This window comes from Hydrogenophaga sp. T2 (genome assembly GCF_049843535.1).
In the GTDB taxonomy this organism is placed as follows: Bacteria; Pseudomonadota; Gammaproteobacteria; order Burkholderiales; family Burkholderiaceae_C; genus Hydrogenophaga; species Hydrogenophaga crocea.
In genome coordinates this window covers 249,690-271,967 of record NZ_JBBHZJ010000002.1, presented here as the reverse complement: position 1 = coordinate 271,967, position 22,278 = coordinate 249,690, and the positions used below count along the sequence as shown (strand labels likewise).

At 67.1% G+C, this 22,278-nt stretch carries 24 protein-coding genes and 2 tRNA genes; 15 read left to right on the top strand and 11 right to left on the bottom strand.

All coding sequences use genetic code 11. The features are described from left to right. Positions 1 to 159: 159 nt before the first annotated feature. The 6 genes from petA (at position 160) to WDZ95_RS04835 (ending at position 4,351) form a co-directional block, all read left to right on the top strand. Complete coding sequence (petA, locus tag WDZ95_RS04860) at positions 160 to 795, top strand: ubiquinol-cytochrome c reductase iron-sulfur subunit (protein ID WP_425776617.1); 636 nt, start codon at positions 160 to 162, stop codon at positions 793 to 795. Positions 796 to 826: 31 nt separating this feature from the next. Beyond that, positions 827 to 2,227, top strand: coding sequence for a cytochrome b (locus tag WDZ95_RS04855; RefSeq protein ID WP_166230470.1), 1,401 nt, complete (start codon positions 827 to 829; stop codon positions 2,225 to 2,227). A 28-nt stretch (positions 2,228 to 2,255) separates the two neighbouring features. Continuing rightward, complete coding sequence (locus WDZ95_RS04850) at positions 2,256 to 3,011, top strand: cytochrome c1 (protein WP_166230472.1); 756 nt, start codon at positions 2,256 to 2,258, stop codon at positions 3,009 to 3,011. Positions 3,012 to 3,118: 107 nt separating this feature from the next. Beyond that, a complete protein-coding gene (locus tag WDZ95_RS04845) occupies positions 3,119 to 3,730 on the top strand; it encodes a glutathione S-transferase N-terminal domain-containing protein (protein ID WP_166230474.1) in 612 nt (203 codons plus the stop codon). 10 nt (positions 3,731 to 3,740) lie between these two features. After that, entirely contained in the window at positions 3,741 to 4,217 is a 477-nt protein-coding gene (locus WDZ95_RS04840; protein WP_425776614.1) for a ClpXP protease specificity-enhancing factor, read from the top strand. Positions 4,218 to 4,275: 58 nt separating this feature from the next. Then, positions 4,276 to 4,351, top strand: a tRNA-Thr gene (locus tag WDZ95_RS04835). A gap of 22 nt (positions 4,352 to 4,373) precedes the next feature. Here the strand turns inward: WDZ95_RS04835 and WDZ95_RS04830 are convergent. Next, a complete protein-coding gene (locus WDZ95_RS04830) occupies positions 4,374 to 4,688 on the bottom strand; it encodes a hypothetical protein (RefSeq protein WP_425776613.1) in 315 nt (104 codons plus the stop codon). Between the two features lie 62 nt (positions 4,689 to 4,750). On the opposite strand from WDZ95_RS04830, the gene WDZ95_RS04825 reads away from it, so the two are divergent. The 5 genes from WDZ95_RS04825 (at position 4,751) to WDZ95_RS04805 (ending at position 11,231) form a co-directional block, all read left to right on the top strand. After that, entirely contained in the window at positions 4,751 to 5,704 is a 954-nt protein-coding gene (locus WDZ95_RS04825) for a M23 family metallopeptidase (RefSeq protein ID WP_166230480.1), read from the top strand. A gap of 168 nt (positions 5,705 to 5,872) precedes the next feature. Beyond that, a complete protein-coding gene (secA, locus tag WDZ95_RS04820; RefSeq protein WP_166230482.1) occupies positions 5,873 to 8,614 on the top strand; it encodes a preprotein translocase subunit SecA in 2,742 nt (913 codons plus the stop codon). Positions 8,615 to 8,656: 42 nt separating this feature from the next. After that, the gene (gene argJ, locus WDZ95_RS04815; RefSeq protein ID WP_425776610.1) at positions 8,657 to 9,904 is read left to right on the top strand and encodes a bifunctional glutamate N-acetyltransferase/amino-acid acetyltransferase ArgJ; all 1,248 of its coding nucleotides are present in this window, start codon (positions 8,657 to 8,659) and stop codon (positions 9,902 to 9,904) included. Next, on the top strand, positions 9,901 to 10,779 hold the full coding sequence (locus WDZ95_RS04810; protein WP_425776608.1) for an ATP-binding protein: 879 nt from the start codon (positions 9,901 to 9,903) through the stop codon (positions 10,777 to 10,779). The genes argJ and WDZ95_RS04810 overlap by 4 nt, the downstream gene beginning before the upstream one ends. Next, a complete protein-coding gene (locus tag WDZ95_RS04805) occupies positions 10,776 to 11,231 on the top strand; it encodes an NUDIX domain-containing protein (RefSeq protein ID WP_425776606.1) in 456 nt (151 codons plus the stop codon). The genes WDZ95_RS04810 and WDZ95_RS04805 overlap by 4 nt, the downstream gene beginning before the upstream one ends. 10 nt (positions 11,232 to 11,241) lie before the next feature. Here the strand turns inward: WDZ95_RS04805 and WDZ95_RS04800 are convergent, their stop codons facing one another. From WDZ95_RS04800 to WDZ95_RS04765, 8 genes are all read right to left on the bottom strand, one after another. Beyond that, a complete protein-coding gene (locus tag WDZ95_RS04800) occupies positions 11,242 to 11,436 on the bottom strand; it encodes a DNA gyrase inhibitor YacG (RefSeq protein WP_425776604.1) in 195 nt (64 codons plus the stop codon). Positions 11,437 to 11,440: 4 nt separating this feature from the next. After that, entirely contained in the window at positions 11,441 to 12,196 is a 756-nt protein-coding gene (gene zapD, locus WDZ95_RS04795) for a cell division protein ZapD (RefSeq protein WP_166230492.1), read from the bottom strand. A gap of 43 nt (positions 12,197 to 12,239) precedes the next feature. Further along, positions 12,240 to 12,845: a dephospho-CoA kinase gene (coaE, locus tag WDZ95_RS04790; RefSeq protein ID WP_425776602.1), complete on the bottom strand. Its 606-nt coding sequence runs from the start codon at positions 12,843 to 12,845 to the stop codon at positions 12,240 to 12,242. Next, positions 12,842 to 13,696, bottom strand: a complete 855-nt coding sequence (locus tag WDZ95_RS04785) for a prepilin peptidase (protein ID WP_425776600.1) — start codon at positions 13,694 to 13,696, stop codon at positions 12,842 to 12,844. Before WDZ95_RS04785 ends, coaE begins: the two co-directional genes overlap by 4 nt. Beyond that, positions 13,696 to 14,913 (bottom strand): type II secretion system F family protein, encoded by a 1,218-nt coding sequence (locus WDZ95_RS04780; protein ID WP_166230496.1) that lies wholly within the window; start codon positions 14,911 to 14,913, stop codon positions 13,696 to 13,698. Before WDZ95_RS04780 ends, WDZ95_RS04785 begins: the two co-directional genes overlap by 1 nt. Before the next feature lie 35 nt (positions 14,914 to 14,948). Beyond that, positions 14,949 to 16,682, bottom strand: coding sequence for a type IV-A pilus assembly ATPase PilB (gene pilB / locus WDZ95_RS04775; RefSeq protein ID WP_425776597.1), 1,734 nt, complete (start codon positions 16,680 to 16,682; stop codon positions 14,949 to 14,951). 165 nt (positions 16,683 to 16,847) lie between these two features. Beyond that, a tRNA-Pro gene (locus WDZ95_RS04770) sits at positions 16,848 to 16,924 on the bottom strand. A gap of 30 nt (positions 16,925 to 16,954) precedes the next feature. Next, positions 16,955 to 17,884 carry a polyprenyl synthetase family protein gene (locus WDZ95_RS04765; protein ID WP_425776595.1) on the bottom strand — a complete coding sequence of 310 codons (930 nt, stop codon included), beginning with the start codon at positions 17,882 to 17,884 and terminating at the stop codon, positions 16,955 to 16,957. 261 nt (positions 17,885 to 18,145) lie between these two features. On the opposite strand from WDZ95_RS04765, the gene rplU reads away from it, so the two are divergent. From rplU to proB, 4 genes are all read left to right on the top strand, one after another. Beyond that, positions 18,146 to 18,457 carry a 50S ribosomal protein L21 gene (gene rplU / locus WDZ95_RS04760; RefSeq protein WP_166230502.1) on the top strand — a complete coding sequence of 104 codons (312 nt, stop codon included), beginning with the start codon at positions 18,146 to 18,148 and terminating at the stop codon, positions 18,455 to 18,457. A gap of 12 nt (positions 18,458 to 18,469) precedes the next feature. Beyond that, positions 18,470 to 18,727 carry a 50S ribosomal protein L27 gene (rpmA, locus tag WDZ95_RS04755; protein ID WP_166230504.1) on the top strand — a complete coding sequence of 86 codons (258 nt, stop codon included), beginning with the start codon at positions 18,470 to 18,472 and terminating at the stop codon, positions 18,725 to 18,727. 80 nt (positions 18,728 to 18,807) lie between these two features. After that, entirely contained in the window at positions 18,808 to 19,878 is a 1,071-nt protein-coding gene (gene cgtA / locus WDZ95_RS04750; RefSeq protein ID WP_166230506.1) for an Obg family GTPase CgtA, read from the top strand. 3 nt (positions 19,879 to 19,881) lie between these two features. Continuing rightward, entirely contained in the window at positions 19,882 to 21,051 is a 1,170-nt protein-coding gene (gene proB, locus WDZ95_RS04745) for a glutamate 5-kinase (protein ID WP_425776593.1), read from the top strand. Positions 21,052 to 21,060: 9 nt separating this feature from the next. Here the strand turns inward: proB and WDZ95_RS04740 are convergent, their stop codons facing one another. Beyond that, positions 21,061 to 21,570 carry a CNP1-like family protein gene (locus WDZ95_RS04740; protein ID WP_425776591.1) on the bottom strand — a complete coding sequence of 170 codons (510 nt, stop codon included), beginning with the start codon at positions 21,568 to 21,570 and terminating at the stop codon, positions 21,061 to 21,063. Continuing rightward, positions 21,567 to 22,193 carry an RNA pyrophosphohydrolase gene (locus WDZ95_RS04735; RefSeq protein WP_425776589.1) on the bottom strand — a complete coding sequence of 209 codons (627 nt, stop codon included), beginning with the start codon at positions 22,191 to 22,193 and terminating at the stop codon, positions 21,567 to 21,569. The genes WDZ95_RS04740 and WDZ95_RS04735 overlap by 4 nt, the downstream gene beginning before the upstream one ends. Positions 22,194 to 22,278: the final 85 nt, after the last annotated feature.

Sequence of the window (22,278 nt, the reverse complement as noted above, 5' to 3'; positions counted from 1 at the left end):
TTCTCACATGCGCCATGGGCCCGGCGCCGGCTTTGCGCGGCACTGTCGCGCGATAGACCGACTGCGCTGCAAGGAGCTTCGAAAACCCGCAAACCGGTCCAGTACAATGCCGGGTTGTCCCTGAGATCCCCACCCTCGACCCCGAGAAAGACTCCTCCCATGAGTGAAGCTACTGCCAACAGCGGCCAAGTCGCTGGGGCCACCAACGGCACTGTGGACAGCAGCCGCCGGACCTGGCTGATCACCTCCTGCGCCATGGGTGGCGTGGGTGCCGCGGCCGTTGCCGTGCCCTTCGTGAGCTCCTTCCAGCCCTCCGAGCGCGCCAAGGCCGCCGGCGCCGCTGTCGAAGTGGACATTTCCACCATCGCGCCCGGCGAGAAGCGCATCGTGGAATGGCGCGGCAAGCCGGTGTGGATCTTCCGCCGCACGCCCGAGCAGCTGGCCACGCTGGAGAAAGACGAGGCCCAGCTCGCCGACCCGAACTCCAACCGCACGGCCATCCCCACGCCGGCGTACGCCAAGAACCGCCACCGCTCGATCAAGCCCGAGTTCTTCGTGGCCGTGGGCATCTGCACCCACCTGGGTTGCTCGCCCGGCGACAAGCTCACTCCCGGTCCGCAGCCGTCGCTGCCCAACGACTGGAAGGGCGGTTTCCTCTGCGCCTGCCACGGCTCCACGTTCGACGTCGCCGGCCGCGTGTTCCAGAACAAGCCCGCGCCCGACAACCTCGAGATCCCGCCGCACTACTACGCGTCCGACAACCTGCTCGTGGTCGGCGAAGAGAAGTCGGCCTGAGGCCGCGTCATCGAATCAATGAGGCTTCCCCATGGCTGAATTCAAAGAGATCTCCCCCGACGCGCCGCTGAGCCAGAAGGCCCTGAACTGGGTCGACAACCGCTTCCCGCTGAGCAAGCTCTACAACGAGCACCTGGCCGAGTACTACGCACCGAAGAACTTCAACTTCTGGTACTTCTTCGGTTCGCTGGCCCTGCTGGTGCTGGTGATCCAGATCGTCACCGGCATCTTCCTGGTGATGCACTACAAGCCCGACGCGAACGTGGCCTTCGCCTCGGTCGAGTACATCATGCGCGACGTGCCCTGGGGCTGGCTGATCCGCTACATGCACTCCACCGGCGCCTCGGCGTTCTTCGTGGTGGTGTACCTGCACATGTTCCGCGGCCTGCTCTACGGCAGCTACCGCAAGCCGCGCGAGCTGGTCTGGGTGTTCGGCTGCGCGATCTTCCTGTGCCTGATGGCCGAAGCCTTCATGGGCTACCTGCTGCCCTGGGGCCAGATGTCCTACTGGGGCGCGCAGGTGATCGTGAACCTGTTCTCCGCAATCCCCTTCATCGGCCCCGACCTCGCGCTGCTGATCCGCGGCGACTACGTGGTGGGCGACGCCACGCTGAACCGCTTCTTCAGCTTCCACGTGATCGCGGTGCCGCTGGTGCTGCTGGGTCTGGTGGTGGCGCACATCATCGCGCTGCACGAAGTGGGTTCGAACAACCCCGACGGCGTCGAGATCAAGGCCAACAAGGACGCGTCCGGCAAGCCGGTCGACGGCATCCCGTTCCACCCGTACTACACCGTGCACGACATCCTGGGCGTGTCGGTGTTCCTGATGGTGTTCTCGGCGATCGTGTTCTTCGCGCCCGAGTTCGGCGGCTACTTCCTGGAGTTCAACAACTTCATCCCGGCCGACCCGCTGACCACGCCGCTGCACATCGCGCCGGTCTGGTACTTCACGCCCTTCTACTCGATGCTGCGCGCCATCACCGCCGAGATGATGTACGTGCTCGTGGCCTGCGTGGTGCTCGGCGCCGTGCTGGGTGTGCTCAAGGCCAAGGTGAACGGTGCCGTCAAGGGCGGCATCGTGGCCGCCGCGATCGCCGTGAGCGCCGCCATGCTGTCCATCGACGCCAAGTTCTGGGGTGTGGTCGTGATGGGCGCGGCCGTGATCATCCTGTTCTTCCTGCCCTGGCTCGACAACAGCCCGGTCAAGTCGATCCGCTACCGCCCGACGTGGAACAAGTGGCTCTACGCCGTGTTCGTGCTCAACTTCTTCGTGCTGGGCTACCTGGGCATCCTGCCGCCCTCGCCGATCGGCGAGCGCGTCTCCCAGGTGGGCACGCTGTTCTACTTCGGCTTCTTCCTGCTGATGCCGTGGTGGAGCCGCCTGGGTGAGTTCAAGCCCGTGCCCAACCGTGTGACCTTCCAGCCGCACTGACCCCACGCGTTCCCGGAGAAACAGAGCAATGAAGAAGATCCTTCTGGCCCTCGCCCTGAGCCTGGGTGTGAGCGGTGCCGCACTGGCCGCCGGTGGCGGCATTCCGCTGGACCGCGCGCCCCAGCGCACCAACGACATGGCCGCCCTGCAGAACGGCGCCAAGCTGTTCGTCAACTACTGCCTGAACTGCCACTCGGCCGCGTTCATGCGCTACAACCGCCTGCGCGACATCGGGCTGACGGACAAGCAGATCGCCGAAAACCTGACCTTCGCCACCGACAAGATCGGCGACACCATGAAGGCGGCCATCGATCCCAAGCTGGCCAAGGACTGGTTCGGCAAGAACCCGCCCGACCTGACGCTGGTGGCGCGTTCGCGCTCGAGCAGCGCTGGCAGCGGCCCCGACTACCTCTACACGCTGCTTCGCAGCTACTACCGCGACGAGACCAAGCCGACCGGCTGGAACAACAAGGCCTTCCCGAACATCGGCATGCCGCACCCGCTGTGGGAGCTGCAGGGCGAGCGCGCCCCGGTCTACAAGAAGGTTGAAAGCCACGGCCACGAGACCGAGGTGCTGACCGGCTGGACCCAGGTCAAACCCGGCAAGCTGACCCAGGCCCAGTACGACCAGAACGTGGGCGACCTCGTGGCCTACCTGCAGTGGATGGCCGAACCCGCGGCCAACACCCGCGTGCGCCTGGGCGTCTGGGTGCTCATCTTCCTCGGGTTCTTCACCGTGGTCGCCTGGCGTCTGAACGCCGCGTACTGGAAAGACGTCAAGTAAGCCCTGGTGCTGGCGCGCGATCCGCGCCGGCTCCCGCCCACAGTGGCCTGCGGTGCCGGACCGGCACAAACGCATGCCACTGTTTTCTGTTTCAGGAGACGCCAATCATGATGGTCTTGTACTCGGGTACCACCTGCCCCTATTCGCACCGCTGCCGCTTCGTGCTGTTCGAAAAAGGGATGGACTTCGAGATCCGCGACGTGGACTTGTACAACAAGCCCGAAGACATCAGCGTGATGAACCCCTACGGCCAGGTGCCCATCCTGGTCGAGCGCGACCTCATCCTGTACGAGTCGAACATCATCAACGAGTACATCGACGAGCGCTTCCCGCACCCGCAGCTCATGCCCGGTGACCCGGTGGACCGCGCGCGCGTGCGTCTGTTCCTGCTCAACTTCGAGAAGGAGCTGTTCACGCACGTGTCCGTGCTCGAGTCGCGCAGCAGCAAGGGCAACGACAAGGCACTCGAAAAGGCCCGCTCGCACATCCGCGACCGCCTGACCCAGCTCGCCCCCGTGTTCATGAAGAACAAGTACATGCTGGGCGACAACTTCTCGATGCTCGACGTCGCAATCGCGCCGCTGCTGTGGCGCCTCGACTTCTACGGCATCGAGCTGAGCAAGAACGCCGCGCCGCTGCTCAAGTACGCCGAGCGCATCTTCTCGCGCCCGGCTTACATCGAAGCGTTGACCCCGTCCGAAAAGGTCATGCGCAAGTAAGGCGCTCGCCATGAGCCTTCCCGAAGCGCCCGTGCCTTCCACGCGCCCCTACCTGATCCGGGCGCTGTACGAGTGGTGCAGCGAGAACGGCTTCTCGCCTTACATCGCGGTGCACGTGGACGCCTCGGTGCAGGTGCCCATGGAGTACGTGAAGAACGGTGAGATCGTGCTCAACGTGAGCATGGACGCCACCAACGGCTTGCGCCTGGGCAACGAGTTCATCGAGTTCAAGGCCCGCTTCGGCGGCATCGCGCGCGACATCGTGGTGCCGGTCACGCACGTGATCGCCATTTACGCGCGCGAGAACGGTCAGGGCATGGCCTTTCCCGCGCCGGCGCCGATCGCCGCGGGGGTGGAGGCTCCGCCACCCGCCGCGCCGGCCACGCCGCTGCGCGCCGTCACGCCCGATTCGCCGGCCGCCGAGCCTGGCGACGGCGGCGATGGCCCGCGCCCCGGCGGCCGTCCGCAGCTCAAACGCGTGAAGTGACCGGCGGCGCAGCGCGCCCTGGGCGCGCGCCCGGGCTTCTCTAGAATGGCCGTCCCGTGCCGCTTTAGCTCAGTTGGTAGAGCACTCGCCTTGTAAGCGATAGGTCGTCCGTTCGATTCGGACAAGCGGCACCACCCGACCCCCACCCGCGCGGGCTCATCGCCCCGGCACTTGGACCTTGATGCGGATTGCGCTAACCTGCGCCCCGTTTTCCAGCAGCACTTCGCGCATCGCGGGCAGCAGCTGACGCAGCTTCGCGGCCGCGGCAGCGTTGCCCACCAGCAGGCACCACTCGCCATCGCCCCAGGGTCCGGGCGCCACCTGCTGGCGCAGCCCGGCGGGCATCAGGGGGCGCACCAGGGCCAGGCAGCGTTGCGAGGCTTCGGCGCGCTCGCGCAGCAAGGCCAGCGTGGGGGCGGCACCCACGGCCTCCTGCAGGCTGAGGAACGAGGGCGATCGGTGAGCGGGCATGGCGCGATTTTCGCCCAGGCCCCGCCGGCAGCAGGGCCCGGGGCCCGCGAAAGGACAAGGACGTGCACATCATCATCACCGACGCCTGGCTGGCGCGTCGCCAGGCCCTTCACCTCAACGGCTGGAAGCTGATCGGCGCGGCCGTGCTGGCCGTGCTGCTGCTGATGTTCGGCGCCGTGGCGACCTACCACTGGGTGTTCCTCGAAGGCATCCGGCGCGGCTGGCCCGGCTTCGAATCGGTGGCCCGGCTGGTGCACCGCGACAACGCCGGCGACCGCGACGCCTACCTGCGCGCCAATCTCGACGCCATGGCGCGCAAGCTCGGCGAGATGCAGGCCCGGCTGATGCAGATCGACGCGCTGGGTGAACGTGTGTCGGGCCTCGCGGGCCTGGAGCCTGCGCAGTCGCGCCCGCCCTTGCCCGGCTCGGGCGGCGCCCTGGTGGCGAACCGATCGCTCACGCTGGAAGAGCTCTCGCGCGAACTCGACGCGCTCGACGCGGGCAGCGGCGCGCGGGTCGACTGGCTCACGGCCATCGAGTCGCGCCTCTTCGACCAGAAGATCCAGCGCTCGATGGTGCCCACCGAAGAGCCCGTGGTGGGCGTGCGCCCGGGCTCGCCCTTCGGTTTCCGCATCGACCCCATCACCGGCCAATCGGCCCTGCACACCGGTCTCGACTTTCCCGCCGACATCGGCACGCCCATCCTGGCCGCGGCGGGCGGCGTGGTGATCGCCCAGGAATTCCATCCCGCGTACGGCAACCTGGTCGAGATCGACCACGGCAACAACCTGGTCACGCGCTACGCGCACGCCTCCAAGGTGCATGTGCAGAAGGGCGACATCGTGCGCCGCGGCCAGCGCATCGCCGACGTGGGCAACAGCGGCCGCTCCACCGGCCCCCACCTGCACTTCGAGGTCTGGGTCGCGGGCGTGCCCCAGGATCCCCAGAAATTCCTGCGCGCGGGCGAGCAGCTGGCCCGCGGGGACGCCGCCGCCAAGGCCCCGGCCGGGCGCTGACGCGGGTCAGGCCCCCCGGCTAAAATCGCCGCTTCGCGCTTGAAAGCCGCGGGTCCGCCTGCATCTGCAACCGGCAATCCGCGTCCACCAGCCCCGGGCACGTCCGTGCCCCCTTGAACGACACCATCGTCCGCCCAGGTGCCCAGCGCCTGCCGCAGGCGCTTCAACATGGCCACCAATTTCCTCACCAAGCTCTTCGGAAGCCGCAACGACCGCCTGCTCAAGCAGTACCGCAAGACGGTCGATCGCATCAATGCCCTGGAGCCGCAGTTCGAGAAACTGAGCGACGAGGAACTGCGCGGCATGACCGACGCGTTCAAGCAGCGCGTCGCGGGTGGTGAGACCCTCGACGCCCTGCTGCCCGAGGCCTTCGCCGTGGTCCGCGAGGCCAGCAAGCGCGTCATGAAGATGCGCCACTTCGACGTGCAGATGATCGGCGGCATCGCCCTGCACAACGGCAAGGTGGCCGAGATGCGCACCGGCGAGGGCAAGACGCTGACCGCCACGCTGCCGGTCTACCTGAACGCGCTGGCCGGCAAGGGCGTGCACGTGGTGACCGTCAACGATTACCTCGCCAGCCGCGACGCGCAGTGGATGGGCCGCCTCTACAACTTCCTCGGCCTTTCGGTGGGCGTGAACCTGCCGCAGATGCAGCGCGAGGAGAAGCAGGCCGCCTACCGCGCCGACATCACCTACGGCACCAACAACGAGTACGGCTTCGACTACCTGCGCGACAACATGGTCTACGAGGCGGCCGACCGCGTGCAGCGCGCGCTGCACTACGCCATCGTCGACGAGGTCGACTCGATCCTGATCGACGAAGCGCGCACACCGCTGATCATCAGCGGTCAGGCCGAAGACCAGACCGCGCTGTACGTGGCCATCAACCAGCTCGTGCCGCGCCTCACGCGCCAGGAGGGTGAGGCCGATCCGCGCACCGGCGAGGGCGTGATCAAGGCCGGCGACTTCACGCTCGACGAGAAGGCCCGCAACATCCACCTCACCGAGCAGGGCCACGAGCACGCCGAGCAGCTGCTGGCCAAGGCCGGCCTGCTGCCCGAAGGCGCCTCGCTCTACGACCCGGCCAACATCACGCTGCTGCACCACCTGGTGACCTCGCTCAAGGCGCACCACCTGTACTTCCGCGACCAGCACTACGTGAACCAGGGCGGCGAGATCGTGATCGTCGACGAGTTCACCGGCCGCCTGATGGCCGGCCGCCGCTGGAGCGACGGTCTGCACCAGGCCGTGGAAGCCAAGGAAGGCGTGGCGATCCAGCCCGAGAACCAGACGCTGGCGTCCATCACCTTCCAGAACTACTTCCGCCTGTACACCAAGCTCTCGGGCATGACCGGCACGGCCGACACCGAGGCCTACGAATTCCAGGAGATCTACGGCCTCGAGACCGTGGTGATCCCGCCGAATCGGCCGAGCAAGCGCCAGGACCAGCTCGACCGCGTCTACAAGACCACCCAGGAAAAATACGCCGCGGCCATTGCCGATATCCGCGAATGCCACGAGCGCGGTCAGCCTGTGCTGGTGGGCACCTCGTCGATCGAGAACTCCGAGGTCATCTCGCAGTTGCTCACCGCGGCCAAGCTGCCGCACCAGGTGCTAAACGCCAAGCAGCACGCGCGCGAGGCCGAGATCATCGTGCAGGCCGGCCGTCCAGGCGCCATCACCATCGCCACCAACATGGCGGGCCGCGGCACCGACATCGTGCTCGGCGGCAACCTGGAGAAGATGATCGACGCGGTCAACGCCGACCCCTCGCTGGACGACGCCACCAAGGCCGCGCGCGCCGAAGCGCTGCGCGCCCAGTGGCAGGCCGACCATGAAAAGGTGGTGGGCCTGGGCGGCCTGCGCATCATCGCGACCGAACGCCACGAGAGCCGCCGCATCGACAACCAGCTGCGCGGCCGCTCGGGCCGCCAGGGCGACCCGGGCTCGAGCCGCTTCTACCTGTCGCTCGACGACCCGCTGATGCGCATCTTCGCGGGCGACCGCGTGCGCGCCATCATGGACCGCCTCAAGATGCCCGAGGGCGAGGCGATCGAGGCCGGCATCGTCACGCGCAGCATCGAGAGCGCGCAGCGCAAGGTCGAGGCGCGCAACTTCGACATCCGCAAGCAGCTGCTCGAGTACGACGACGTGGCGAACGACCAGCGCAAGGTGATCTACCAGCAGCGCAACGACATCCTCGACGCGCAGGACCTGCGCGCGCAGATCGACTCGCTGCGCGACGGCGCCGTGACCGATCTCGTGCACCAGTTCGCCCCCGAGGGCAGCGTGGAAGAGCAGTGGGACCTGCCCGCGCTCGAGAAGGCGCTGCGCGAGGAATGGTCGATCGATGCGCCGGTGACCTCGTGGGTGTCGGAGGCCGAATCCATCGAGGTCGACGACATCGTCGAGCGCGTGCTGGCCGCGGCCAAGAGCGCCTTCGATGCCAAGGTGGCGCTCGTGGGCGAAGAGAACTTCACCTCGTTCGAGCGCGTGGTGCTGTTGCAGACCATCGACTCGCAGTGGCGGGAACACCTGGCCGCGCTCGACTACCTGCGCCAGGGCATCCACCTGCGCGGCTATGCGCAGAAGCAGCCCAAGCAGGAGTACAAGCGCGAGGCCTTCCTGCTGTTCGGGCAGTTGCTCGACGCCGTGAAGAACGACGTCACGCGCATCCTGATGAACGTGCGTGTGCAGTCGGCCGAGCAGATCTCGCAGGCGGCCGAGCAGCTCGAAGAGCGTGCCGAGGCCATCAGCAACGTGACCTACACCGCGCCCACCGAAACCGGCGACGCCGAGACCACCGCCGGTGGCGCGCGCGCCGCTGACGTGCCCCGCGTCGGACGCAACGATCCCTGCCCCTGCGGCAGCGGCAAGAAGTACAAGGCCTGCCACGGCAAGCTCGATTGAATCCGCGGCGCCGCATCGGCGCCCATCGCTTCGGAGACCTCCATGCCCGTCCAGCTTCCTGAGCCGGTTGAAGCCGACCTGTTGCCCATCGCGGGCGTGCGCATCGGCATTGCCGAAGCCGGCATCCGCAAGGCCCACCGCAAGGACCTCACGGTGTTCCTGCTCGACGAGGGCTGCTCGGTGGGCGCGGTGTTCACGCGCAACCGCTACGCCGCTGCGCCGGTGCAGGTGTGCCGAGAGCACCTCGCGAGCGGGCAGGGCATTCGCGCCCTGGTGATCAACACCGGCAATGCCAACGCGGGCACCGGCGAGAGTGGTCTGGCGAACGCGCGCCAGACCTGCGTGGCGCTGGCGCGTTCGCTGCAACTGCACCACGAACAGGTGCTGCCCTTTTCCACCGGCGTGATCATGGAGCCGCTGCCCATGGACCGCCTGCTCGGCGGCCTGCCCGCGGCGCTCACGCACGCGGCGCAGCCGCAGCACGACAGCGGCGCCCACTGGCTGGCCGCGGCCCAGGGCATCATGACCACCGATACCGTGCCCAAGGCGGCCAGCGTGCGCTTCACGCTGGGCGGCCAGGCGGTGCAGGCCACGGGCATTGCCAAGGGCGCGGGCATGATCCGGCCCAACATGGCGACCATGCTGGGCTTCCTCGCCACCGACGCCGCGGTGTCGCCGGCGGTGGCGAACGAGCTGGCGCGCCGGCTGGCCGATGCGTCCTTCAACCGCGTGACGGTGGACGGCGACACCAGCACCAACGACTCCTTTGTGGTGATCGCCACCGGCCGTGCCGGCCATGCCCCGGTGACCGACCTCGCGAGCGCCGAGGGCCAGGCCCTGCTGGCCGCGCTGACGCCGCTGGCCCAGCGCCTGGCGCATGCGATCGTGCGCGACGGCGAGGGTGCGACCAAGTTCATCACCGTGCGCGTCGAAGGCGGCCGCAACAGCGAGGAATGCCTCAAGGCCGCGTACGCGGTCGCGCACTCGCCGCTGGTGAAGACCGCTTTCTTCGCGAGCGATCCCAACCTGGGTCGCATCCTCGCGGCCGTGGGCTATGCGGGCATCGACGACCTCGACGTGGGCGGTATCGATCTGTGGCTCGGCGACGTGCACGTGGTCACCCAGGGTGGCCGCCACCCGGCCTACCGCGAGGAAGACGGCCAGCGCGTGATGAAACCCGCCGAGATCACCGTGCGCATCGGCCTGGGCCGTGGCACGGCGAGCGAGACCGTGTGGACCTGCGACTTCAGCCACGACTACGTGACCATCAACGCGGACTACCGTTCATGAACCCGTCTTTCGAGCGCCTGCTGCAGCGGGCCGAAGCGCTGATCGACCGCATCGAGGCGGTGCTGCCGCAGCCGCTGAGCGAGCCCGACTGGAGCGCCTCGATCGCTTTCCGCTACCGAAAGCGCAGCAATGGGCACGGCGTGCTCGAGCCGGTGCGCCACGTGGCCACCATCCGGCTCGAGGACCTCAAGGAGGTCGAGGGCCAGAAGGACCGCATCTTGCGCAACACCGAGCATTTCGTGCAGGGCCTGCCGGCCAACAACGTGTTGCTCACGGGCGCGCGTGGCACGGGCAAGTCCTCGCTCGTGAAGGCCTGCCTCAACGCGTTCGCCGACCGCGGGCTGCGGCTGATCGAGGTCGACAAGGCCGATCTCGTGGACCTGCCCGACATCGTGGAACTCGTCGCCGCGCGCCCCGAAAAGTTCATCGTCTATTGCGACGACCTGAGCTTCGAAGACGGCGAGCCCGGCTACAAGGCGCTCAAGTCCATCCTCGACGGCTCGGTGTCGGCCTCGAGCGCCAACGTGCTGATTTACGCCACCAGCAACCGGCGCCACCTGCTGCCCGAGTACATGAAAGAGAACCTCAGCTACACGCACACCGCGGACGGCGAGGTGCATCCGGGCGAGGTGGTGGAGGAAAAGATCTCGCTGTCCGAGCGCTTCGGGCTCTGGATCAGCTTCTATCCCTTCAGCCAGGACGAGTACCTGAGCATCGTGGCGCAATGGCTCTCGTCGTTCGGTGTGTCGCCGGCAGCCATCGAGGCCGCGCGTCCGCAGGCGCTGGTGTGGGCGCTGGAGCGCGGCTCGCGCAGCGGCCGCGTGGCGCAGCAGTTTGCCCGCGACTACGCGGGCTCGCACGGCCCCGCGGCATGAATGCCGAAGTGCTGGTGGTGGACGGCGGCCGCACCGCCGACCAGGCCGGGCGCCCCGTGACCGAAGTGGCCGTGGGCGTGCTCATCGATGCCCAGGGCCGTTTCCTGCTGACCTCGCGTCCCCCGGGCAAGGTGTACGCGGGCTACTGGGAGTTTCCCGGCGGCAAGCTCGAGGCCGGCGAGAGCGTGGAAGAGGCTTTGCGGCGCGAACTGATCGAAGAGATCGGGGTGTGCATCGGCCCCGCACACGCCTGGCGCACGCAGTTGGTCGACTACCCCCATGCGCTGGTGCGGCTCCACTTCTGCAAGGTGTACGAATGGCGCGGCGAGCTCCAGATGCACGAGGGGCAGCAGTTCAGCTGGGAGCGACTGCCGGTGCAATGCGCGCCGGTGCTGGCGGGCACCGTGCCGGTGCTGCGCTGGCTCGAAGAAGAGGCCGCGGCGCCGCGCTGAGCCGGGCGGCTCAGCTTTTCTCGAAGTCCGGATCGCTCTGGCCTTCGCGCTCGGGCACGGCATACGAACCGCTCGCCCAGGCCCCCAGGTCCTGCTGCTTGCAGCGTTCGCTGCAGAAGGGCCGCCAGCGGTTGCGCGGTGCGTAGACGCTGTCGCCGCCACAGGCGGGGCAGGTGACCACGCGTTCCTCGGGCGCGCTGCTCATGGTCTCAGGCGCACAGGGTCAGCTCGAAGCTGCCGTCTTCGCCCGCGGGGTGCAGGCGGTGGTCCTCGCCCAGCCGCATGAGGCGCACCGAGAACATCAGGCGGTTGCCGCTGATCTCGGGGATCAGGCCGGGCGTGGGATCGATGCGCAGGCGCAGCAGCTGGAAGCTGCGGCCCTGCGGCAGGTTCTGCTGGTACTGGCCGCCCACGGCCACCACCTTTTGCGGCGTGCCGGTGTCGCGCATCATCTTGAGCAGCAGCACCAGCGCCTCGGCCAGCGGGGCCAGCGATTGCGCCCACGCGGCCAGCTCGGCCTGCCGCTGCGCGGCGGGCAGGTGCTGCCAGTGGAAGTAGGCCGGCAGATCGAATTCGCAGGTGCCACCGGGGATGCCGATGCGGCTGCGGATGGCCATGAGCCAGTCGTTCTCGGTGAGCGCGTGCCCCGGCTTGCCGGCGTTCTCGGCGATCTGGTTGAAGCAGTGGTCGAGCTGGCCGATCACCGTGTCGAGCGCCTGTTCGGAGATCGCGGGGTTGCCGCGGTAACCGTTGAGGGTCTGCTTGTGGCGATCGAGGTCCTTGAGCACGTCCGACTTCATGTCGGCCCGCGAAGCCACGTCCATGATCTCGAACAGCGTCTGGATGGCGTAGTGGTGATCGAGCGCGTGCTCACGGGGCACCAGCAGCGCCAGGCGCTTGAACAGCTGCTCAAGCCGCAGGTAGGTGCGGATGCGTTCGTTGAAGGGGTATTCGTACAGGATCACGGGCTTGATCGCAGGGCGGGGCCCAAGAGCGGTGGCTGGGCGATCATAGCCCGAAGCGCGAGGACAGCCGGTCGATTTCGGCATGCAGCCGGTCGAGGTCGTCCGCATCGTTGAACAGCACCAGATCGGCCGCGGCCAGGCGCCGCGCGCGAGACGCCTGCTGGCGGATCACGGCCCGGATGGTGTCGTCGTCCCAGCCGCTGCGCGCACGCACGCGCCGCAACTGGGTGCTTTCGCTGCAGTCCACCACCAGCACACGGTCGAGCTGGGGCCGCCAGCGCGGCGATTCGACCAGCAGCGGCACATCGAACACCACGCAGCGCGCCCGGCTTCGGGCCACCTGTTGCGCGATGCCCGCGGCCACGATGGGGTGCACGATGGCTTCGAGGCGCTGCCGCGCCGACGGATCGCTGAACACGCGTTCGCGCATGGCCGCGCGGTTCAAGGCGCCTTCGGCATCGATGAAGGCGTCCCCGAAGGCCACGCGAATCGCGTCGATGGCTGCGCCACCCTCGGCCGTGCTCTGGCGGGACAGGGCGTCCGCGTCGACCACCTCGGCGCCGCGCGCTTGCAGCCGCGCCGCGACCGTGCTCTTGCCGCTGCCGATGCCGCCGGTGAGCCCGAGCCGCCAGGGAAGCGGTGGCTTCACAGGCCCACGGCCGCGAGGATGGCGCGCGGCCCGAACAGCATGGCCGTGATGCCGCCGAGCGCCAGGAAGGGGCCGAAGGGCACGTAGCCGCCTTCGCGCAGCCGGCCCACCAGCTTGATGCCGATGCCAACGACAGCGCCCAGCACCGAGGCCATCAGAATGATGGGCACCAGGGCCTGCCAGCCGAACCAGGCCCCCAGGGCGGCGAAGAGCTTGAAATCGCCATGGCCCATGCCCTCCTTGCCGGTGAGCAGCTTGAAGACCCAATAGATGAGCCAGAGCGACAGGTAGCCCGCGACCGCGCCCCACACCGCGTCGGCCAAGGGCACGCTCATGAAACCGGCCGCCGAGAGCACCAGGCCTGCCCACAGCAGCGGCAGCGTGATGTCGTCGGGCAGCAAGGTGGTGTCCCAGTCGATGCCGGCGAGCGCCAGCAGGGCCGCGGCGAAACCGCACCAGGCCAGCGCCGTGACACCCAGCCCCCACTGCCACCCCACCCAGGCGAACAGCGCACCGGTCGTGAGTTCGACCAGCGGATAACGGATGCCGATGCCGTGCCCGCACTGGCTGCAGCGGCCGCGCAGAAGCGCGTAGCTGAGCACGGGGATGTTTTCGTGCCAGCGAATGTTGTGACCGCAATGGGGACAGGCGGAGCGGGGCACGAGCAGGTTGTAGGCCTTTTCCTCGGGGGCCTCGGTGTCGTGGCCCTGCAGCTCGGCGCATTCACGCGCCCACTGCCGCTCCATCATCCGGGGCAGGCGGTGGATCACCACGTTGAGAAAACTGCCCACCAGCAGCCCGAGCAAACCCAGCAACGCCCCGGCGGGCGTGCCCGCGGCCATCTCGACCATCAGACCACCTGACCGAGTTTGAAGATCGGCAGGTACATGGACACCACGATGCCGCCGATCACGGTGCCCAGCACCACGATGATGATGGGCTCCATGAGGCTGGAGATGCCCGCCACCATGTCGTCGACTTCCGCTTCATAGAAGTCGGCCGCCTTGCCCAGCATGTGGTCGATCGAGCCCGACTCCTCGCCGATGGCGCACATCTGAAGCACCATGGAAGGAAAGATGTTGGCGTTCGTCATGGCCGTGGTCAGGCTGATGCCGGTCGACACGTCCTGCTGGATCTTCTCGGTGGCGATGGCGTACACGGAGTTGCCCGATGCGCCACCCACGGAATCCAGCGCCTCGACCAGCGGAACGCCGGCGCCGAACATGGTGGCGAGCGTGCGCGTCCAGCGCGCCACCACCGATTTTTCGATCAGCGGGCCGAAGATGGGCAGCTTGAGCAGCAGCCGGTCCATGAAGCGCTGGACCCGTTCATTGCGTTTCCAGGCCTGCATGAAGAAGTAGGCGCCGCCGCCCAGCGCGCCGAAGATCAGCCACCAGTAAGCGACGAAGAACTCGCTCATGGCGATCACGACCAAAGTCGGTCCAGGCAGGTCGGCGCCGAAGCTCGAGAAGACCTGCTTGAAGGACGGGATCACGAAGATCATGATCACCGCCACCACCACGAAGGCCACGATGATCACGGCCGTGGGGTACATCAGGGCCGACTTGATCTTGGACTTCAGCGCCTCGGTCTTCTCCATGTAGGTGGCGAGGCGGTCGAGCAGGTCTTCCAGGATACCGGCGGCTTCACCGGCCTCCACCAGGTTGCAGTAGAGGCTGTCGAAGTACATCGGGTACTTGCGGAACGCCGAACTCAGCGAGGTGCCGGTTTCGACGTCGGCGCGGATGTCGCCGAGCAGCCGGGTGACGTTGGGATTGGGGTTGCCCCGGCCCACGATGTCGAACGCCTGCAGCAGGGGCACGCCCGCCTTCATCATGGTCGCGAACTGGCGCGTGAAGATCGCGATGTCCTTGGGCTTGATGCGTTTGCCTGACGAGGTGCGGCGCTTCTTGATCTTCACCGGCACGATGCCCTGGCGGCGCAGCGAGGCGGTGACCTGGTTCTCCCCCTGCGCGCGCGTCTCACCCCGCACCGGCTTGCCGTTGCGGTCCTTGCCCTCCCACTCGAACACGAAGTCCTTGACGCTCTTGCTTGCAACGGTGGCCATGGGCGGTCCTCAGGGGGCGGGGGGTCGTTGGTGTGTCATTCGTTGGTCACGCTCAGCACTTCCTCGAGGGAAGTCAGGCCGAGCTTGACCTTGAGCAAGCCGGATTCGCGCAGCGAGCGAACCCCTTCCTTGCTGGCTTGCTGCGCGATGTCCAGTGCGGTGCCGCCTCGCAGGATGATGCGTTGGATCTCCTCCGAAATCGGCATCACCTGGTAGATGCCTACGCGTCCCTTGTAGCCGTTGTTGCAAGCCGAGCAACCCACGGGCTTGTAGGGCGTCCAGCTGCCATCGAGTTCTTCGGGCTTGTACCCGGCTTCAAGCAGCGCCTTGCGCGGCACGTCGAGCGGCGCCTTGCAATTGGGACACAGGCGGCGCGCCAGGCGCTGGGCCGTGATCAGAATGACGCTGGAGGCGATGTTGAACGTGGGGATGCCCATGTTCATCATGCGGGTGAGGGTCGTCGGCGCGTCGTTGGTGTGCAGGGTCGACATCACCATGTGGCCGGTCTGTGCGGCCTTGATCGCGATGTCGGCGGTTTCCAGGTCGCGGATCTCGCCCACCATGATCACGTCGGGATCCTGGCGCAGGAAGGCCTTGAGCGCGACCGCGAAGGTCAGCCCCGCCTTCTCGTTCATGTTGACCTGGTTGACCCCGGGCAGGTTGATTTCCGAGGGGTCCTCCGCCGTCGAGATGTTGACGCCCGGCTTGTTGAGGATGTTCAGGCAGGTGTAGAGCGACACGGTCTTGCCCGAGCCCGTCGGGCCGGTCACCAGCACCATGCCGTAGGGCCGCTGAATGGCCTCCAGCAGCCGCTCTTTTTCCTCGGGTTCGTATCCGAGGGCGTCGATGCCCAGTTTGGCCTGGCTCGGGTCCAGGATACGGATCACGATCTTTTCGCCGAACAGCGTGGGCAGCGTGCTGACGCGGAAGTCGATCACGCGGTCGGCACCCACCTTGAGCTTCATGCGCCCGTCCTGCGGCACCCGCTTCTCGGAGATGTCCATGCGGGAGATCACCTTGATGCGCGAGGCGAGCTTTTCCTTGATGGCAATGGGCGGCGAGGCGATCTCGCGCAGCTCGCCGTCGATGCGGAAGCGCACGCGGTAGGTGTGCTCATAGGGCTCGAAGTGCAGATCGGACGCACGCATGTTGAACGCGTCGATCAGCATCTTGTGGAGGAACTTGACGACAGGGGCGTCGTCGACCTCGGCGGCCTTTTCGGATGCCGTGTCGGTGACGGCGGCTTCGGCGGCGAGGTCGTCGAACTCGACGTCGCCGACGATGTTCTCCATCGCCTCGGTCACCGACTTGGTCTGTGACTCGACCAGCTTGCTCAGCTTGTCGAACTCGGCAATGACCCAGTCCACGCCCATTTGCGTGGCGAACTTGATGCGCTCGGCGGCCTGTTGGTCTGAGGGGTCGGCCGTGGCGACGATCAGCCGGTTGTTGCGCTTGCTCAGCGCGATGATGCGGAAGTCGGCACAGATCTTGGGGTCGAGCAAGCCGGTGGGCAGGCGTTGCACGTCCACCGCGTCGAGGTCGAGCAAGGGTGCGGCGAAGGCCGTCGACATGGTGTGGGCGAGGTCGGCGGGTGACACCGCGCCCGTACCCGTGAGTTCGGCGATGAAGCTGGTTCGGCTGCTTTGGGCTTTGCGGTAGAGCTCTTCAGCCGCCTTTTGTCCCAATTTGCCTGCGGAAACGAGCGCGCGCCCCAAGCCCGGCAGGGCCATGGACGGGCTTTCCTGATTGACCGTGTCTGCTGACGCCATATGCCCGTAATCTAACGGAAATCAACAACTTGCACGTCACAATTGACGCCAGTTGTCCGGAAAAACGCGGCTCACGTCAGGTCGCGTGGTTTCCAGATTACATCCGGGTGGGGGCAGGTGGGTGGTGTGCAGGCCCGTGCGGACCGTCGATGGGATCAGACCATATGGTCGGGGTGAGAGGATTCGAACCTCCGGCCTCTACGTCCCGAACGTAGCGCTCTACCAGGCTAAGCTACACCCCGTGTGGATCTGCTGATCCCGCTGTGGAGGCGTCAGGAGCGACGTTCCAGCAGCGAAGCCGCCAATTGTAGCAAAGCCGATTGGTGGTTATTCGCGGGCAGCGTCTCGGCCGCCGCCAATGCCCGGCGGGCCTCGCCGCGGGCCGCTTCGCGCGCCGTCTCGAGCGCGCCCGTGCGCACGATGATGGACTGGATCGCAGGCAGATGCTCCACCCGGCCCTGTTCGATGGCGTCCTGGATCAGCTCGCGTTCGGCCGGACTGCCGGCGCGCAGCGCGCAGATGATGGGCAGGGTCACCTTTCCCTCGCGCAGGTCGTCGCCGAGGTTCTTGCCGAGTTCCTGCGCATCGCCTTCGTAGTCCAGCACATCGTCGATCACCTGGAAGGCCGTGCCCAGCGCCTGCCCGTAGGTGGCGCAGGCCTCTTCAATCGCGGCGGGCGCGCCGGCCAGTATGGGGGCCAGGCGGGCACTCGCTTCGAACAGTTTGGCCGTTTTGGAGCGGATCACCCTGAGGTAGTCCTCTTCACCGATCGAGGCGTCGTGCATGTTCATCAGCTGCAGCACTTCGCCCTCGGCGATGACGTTGGTCGCGTCGGACAGGACCTCCATCACCCGCATGTTGTTCACGTCCACCATCATCTGGAAGGCGCGCGAGTACAGGAAGTCGCCCACCAGCACGCTGGCGGCGTTGCCGAAGGTCTGGTTGGCGGTGGCGCGGCCGCGGCGCAGGGTCGATTCGTCGACGACGTCGTCGTGCAGCAGGGTGGCGGTGTGGATGAACTCCACCACGGCGGCCAGCGTGTGACGATGGGGGTTCGTGTCCTGAAGGGCGCCGCTGACCAGCAGCAGCAGCGCCGGACGCAGGCGTTTGCCACCAGCGGAAATGATGTATTGGGCCACCTCGCGCACCAGGGGAACGTCGGTGGTGAGTCGCGTGCGGATCACCTCGTCCACCATGGCCATGTCGGCGCGGATCAGATCGAGCGGCTGGGGAGAGGGGCTTGAAGAGGGCAAGGCGTGACCGCAGCGAATGGGCAGGAGGAGCGACGCGGGATTATAGGAATCGGTCCGCCGGGCCCCGGCCGCGCTGGCGCGCGCCCGTCTGGCTTCACCGGGCGCGGTCTTGGCTGGCGGGAGGGCAGACGCTATAATCCGCAGTTCGGTGGAAATCCGTCTACCGAGGCTGGGCGCCACAGGGCGCCGGCAAACATCGAGAGGATCCCTATGTACGCGGTCATAAAAACCGGTGGCAAGCAGTATCGCGTTGCCGCTGGCGAGAAGATCAAAGTAGAACAGATTGCTGCGGAAGTGGGCCAGGAGATCGTGTTCGACCAGGTTTTGGCTGTCGGTAACGGCACCGAACTCAAGGTGGGCACCCCCTTGGTCTCTGGCGCAACGGTCACGGTGAAAGTGGTGGCTCACGGCCGTCACGACAAGGTGCGCATTTTCAAAATGCGTCGCCGCAAGCACTACCAGAAGCGCCAGGGTCACCGGCAGAACTTCACCGAAATCGAGATCGCCTCGATCACCGGCTAAGGAGCACGCAACATGGCACAGAAAAAAGGCGGCGGCTCAACGCGAAACGGCCGCGATTCCAAGCCCAAGATGCTGGGTGTGAAGGCTTTCGGCGGTGAACTGGTTTCGGCCGGCTCCATCATCGTTCGCCAACGCGGCACGAAATTCCATCCCGGCACCAACGTCGGTATCGGCAAGGACCACTCCCTGTTCGCCACGGTTGACGGTCACGTCAACTTCGCGGTCAAGGGTGCGCTCGGCCGTCACGTGGTGAGCATCACGCCGGTCTGACCCCCGGGTCATTCCCCCGCAAGAGGCCCGCGCGTGCGGGCCTTTTTGTTGCACCCCCCAGAGCCTGATACAACCCCAGCATGAAATTCGTTGACGAAGCCCACATCGACGTCGCCGCGGGTGATGGGGGCAATGGCTGCGCGTCCTTCCGGCACGAGAAGTTCAAAGAGTTCGGCGGCCCCGACGGCGGCGATGGCGGCCGTGGCGGGCATGTGTACGCGCTGGCCGATGCAGGCCTGAACACGCTGGTCGATTTCCGCTACACGCGCCGCTTCGAAGCCCAGCGGGGCGAGCACGGCAAGGGCTCCGACATGTTCGGCGTCAAAGGCGACGACATCGTGCTTCGCATGCCGGTCGGCACCATCATCACCGACGCCGAGACCGGTGCCCTGGTGTGTGAATTGCTGCAGCCTGGCGAGCAGGTGATGATCGCCAAGGGCGGTGACGGCGGCTTCGGCAACCTCCACTACAAGAGTTCGACCAACCGGGCGCCGCGCCAGAAGACGCCGGGCTGGCCCGGCGAGCGCAAGACGCTCAAGCTCGAGCTCAAGGTGCTGGCCGATGTGGGCCTGCTCGGCATGCCCAATGCCGGCAAGTCGACGCTGATCGCGGCCATCTCCAATGCGCGGCCCAAGATCGCCGACTACCCCTTCACCACGCTCCACCCCAACCTCGGCGTGGTGCGGGTCGGCCCCGAGAAGAGCTTTGTCGTGGCCGACGTTCCGGGTCTCATCGAGGGCGCCTCCGAAGGCGCGGGCCTCGGGCACCAGTTCCTGCGCCATTTGCAGCGCACCCGCCTGCTGCTGCATCTGGTCGACGCCGCGCCTTTTGACGAGGCGGTGGACCCCGTGGCGCAGGTGCGTGCCATCGCGGCCGAACTCAAGAAATTCGACCCCACGTTGCACGAAAAGCCGCGCTGGCTCGTGCTCAACAAGGTGGACATGTTGCCCGCCGACGAGCGCGAGAAACGCATCAAGGACATCGTGCGCCGCCTGCGCTACAAGGGCCCCGTGTTCCAGATCTCGGCCCTCACGCGCGAGGGCTGCGAGCTGCTGGTGCAGAAGGTGTTCGAACACATCCACAACGTGCACCGCAGCGAGCAACCGCCCGCCGAGATCGACCCCCGTTTCGGCGCGCCGCAGGACGACTGACCCATGCTTCCCACCATGCAGGCAGACAGCGACAAGTCGATTTCCGAACCCGGTCCGGTGTTGCGCGAGGCGCGGCGCATCGTCGTCAAGGTCGGCTCCAGCCTCGTGACCAACGAGGGCAGGGGCCTCGACGAACAGGCCATCCGCCAGTGGAGCCAGCAATTGGCGGCGCTGGTGCAGCAAGGCCGCGAACTGATCATGGTCAGCAGCGGCGCCGTGGCCGAAGGCATGAAGCGTCTGGGTTGGCGCACGCGCCCCAAGGAGATCCACGAACTGCAGGCGGCCGCTGCCGTCGGGCAAATGGGGCTGGTCCAGATGTACGAGACCCAGTTGCGCGCCTGTGGCGTGGGCAGTGCGCAGGTGCTGCTGACGCACGCCGACCTCGCGGACCGCGAGCGTTACCTGAACGCCAAGTCGACGCTGCTGACGCTGCTGCAACTGGGCGTGGTGCCCGTGATCAACGAGAACGACACGGTGGTGAACGACGAGATCAAGTTCGGCGACAACGACACCTTGGGTGCGCTGGTGGCCAACCTGGTCGAGGCCGATGTGCTGGTCATCCTCACCGACCAGAAGGGGCTCTACACGGCCGATCCGCGCCGCGATCCCGCGGCGCAATTCGTTCACGTGGCGCGGGCGGGCGATCCGGCGCTCGAGGCCATGGCGGGCGGGGCCGGGTCCGGCATCGGCAAGGGCGGCATGATCACCAAGATCCTGGCCGCCAAGCGTGCGGCCGCCTCCGGGGCGTCGACCGTCATCGCCTGGGGCCGCGAGCCCGATGTGCTCATGCGGCTGTGCACCGGCGAAGCCATCGGCACCGCGCTCATGGCGCAGACCGCGAAACACCAGGCGCGCAAGCGCTGGATGTCGGACCACCTGCAATTGCGCGGTGCGGTGGTGGTGGACGACGGGGCCGTGAGCAAGATCGTGGGCGAGGGCAAGAGCCTGCTGCCCATCGGAATGACCGCGGTCGAGGGCGACTTCTCGCGCGGTGACGTGATCGCGGTGCGCGATGCGCGCGGCCTGGAGATCGCCCGAGGGCTCGCCAACTACGCGAGTCCCGAGGCGCGGTTGCTGTGCCGCAAGGCGTCGGCGGATTTCGAGCGTCTGCTCGGCTACGCCGCCGAGCCCGAGATGATCCACCGCGACAACCTGGTGCTCAGCCGGGGCTGAGGCTGCCGGTCAGCGCATCTGGTCGGCGCGGCCGTTGCGCAGCGAATCGACGATGCGGTTGACTGAGCGGTTGGGCGCTTTGCCGTCGCAAACGCCGGCCTGCGCCATTTGCCAGGCCCGGCGCGTGGCGCCGCGGTTCTCCAGCGCTTGCCAGGTGTCGCTGCCGGTGCGCCATTGCCGCGCGTCCGGGTCCCAGCGCGCGTGGGTCTTGACCTCGGCCGTCTGGCAACGGATGCCCTCGAAGAACGCGTTGAGCGCGCCGCTGCTGCTGCGAGCGACGAACACGTAACGCACCACGCCGTCATCATCGAAGCGAATCGTCTTCGGATCGATGGCATAGCGCAGCGTGGCGGTGTTGTTCAGGCGGAACTCGACCGCGCGCTCCGCGCTCCAGTCGGCCGGGGGCGTCACCGCCGATTCCTTCCAGGGCTCGGGTTCGTTCACCTGCGCCGCCGCGAGGGACGCCGCCAGGGACAAGATCGCGGCCGCCGCCAGTGACCGGTTCGGGATCGGGCTCATTCGGGGTCGGCGCTGCAGGCGCCGGCGTTGGGCATGGGTTCGAAGCTGGCGCCTGGGGGCAACTCGATGCCCGCCGGCACGGCGGGCGCCGTCGTCTCCGATGCGCGGGGCCGGCCGCCATGGCGCAGGAAACGGTTGCGCTGGCCCTCGACCCGGGGCAGGTAGCGCGAGAGCTCCGTGAGCGCCATCTCGTAGACGCCGCGCTTGAATTCCACCACCACATCGAGCGGCACCCAGTAGTCGTTCCAGCGCCAGGCGTCGAACTCGGGGTGGTTGGTGGCGCGCAGGTTCAGATGCCAGTCCTGCGCGGTCAGGCGCAGCAGGTACCAGATCTGCTTCTGTCCCTTGTAGTGGCCGCGAGCATCCCGGCGGATGAAGCGGTCCGGCACTTCGTAGCGCAACCAGTCCCGCGTGCGGGCCACGATGCTCACGTGCTCGGGGCGCAGACCGACTTCCTCGTGCAGTTCCCGGTACATGGCCTGCTCGGGGGTTTCGCCCCGATCGATGCCGCCTTGCGGAAACTGCCAGGAGTGGGAGCGGATGCGCTTGCCCCAGAACACCTGGTTTTTCTGGTTGAGCAGAATGATGCCGACATTGGGTCTGAAACCCTCTCTGTCAAGCATAATCAACCTCGGATTTTTGAACTGTGACCATTATGCATCGCACCCCATGCGATCCGAAGTGATCACACACCGCTCCAGCCCGCGC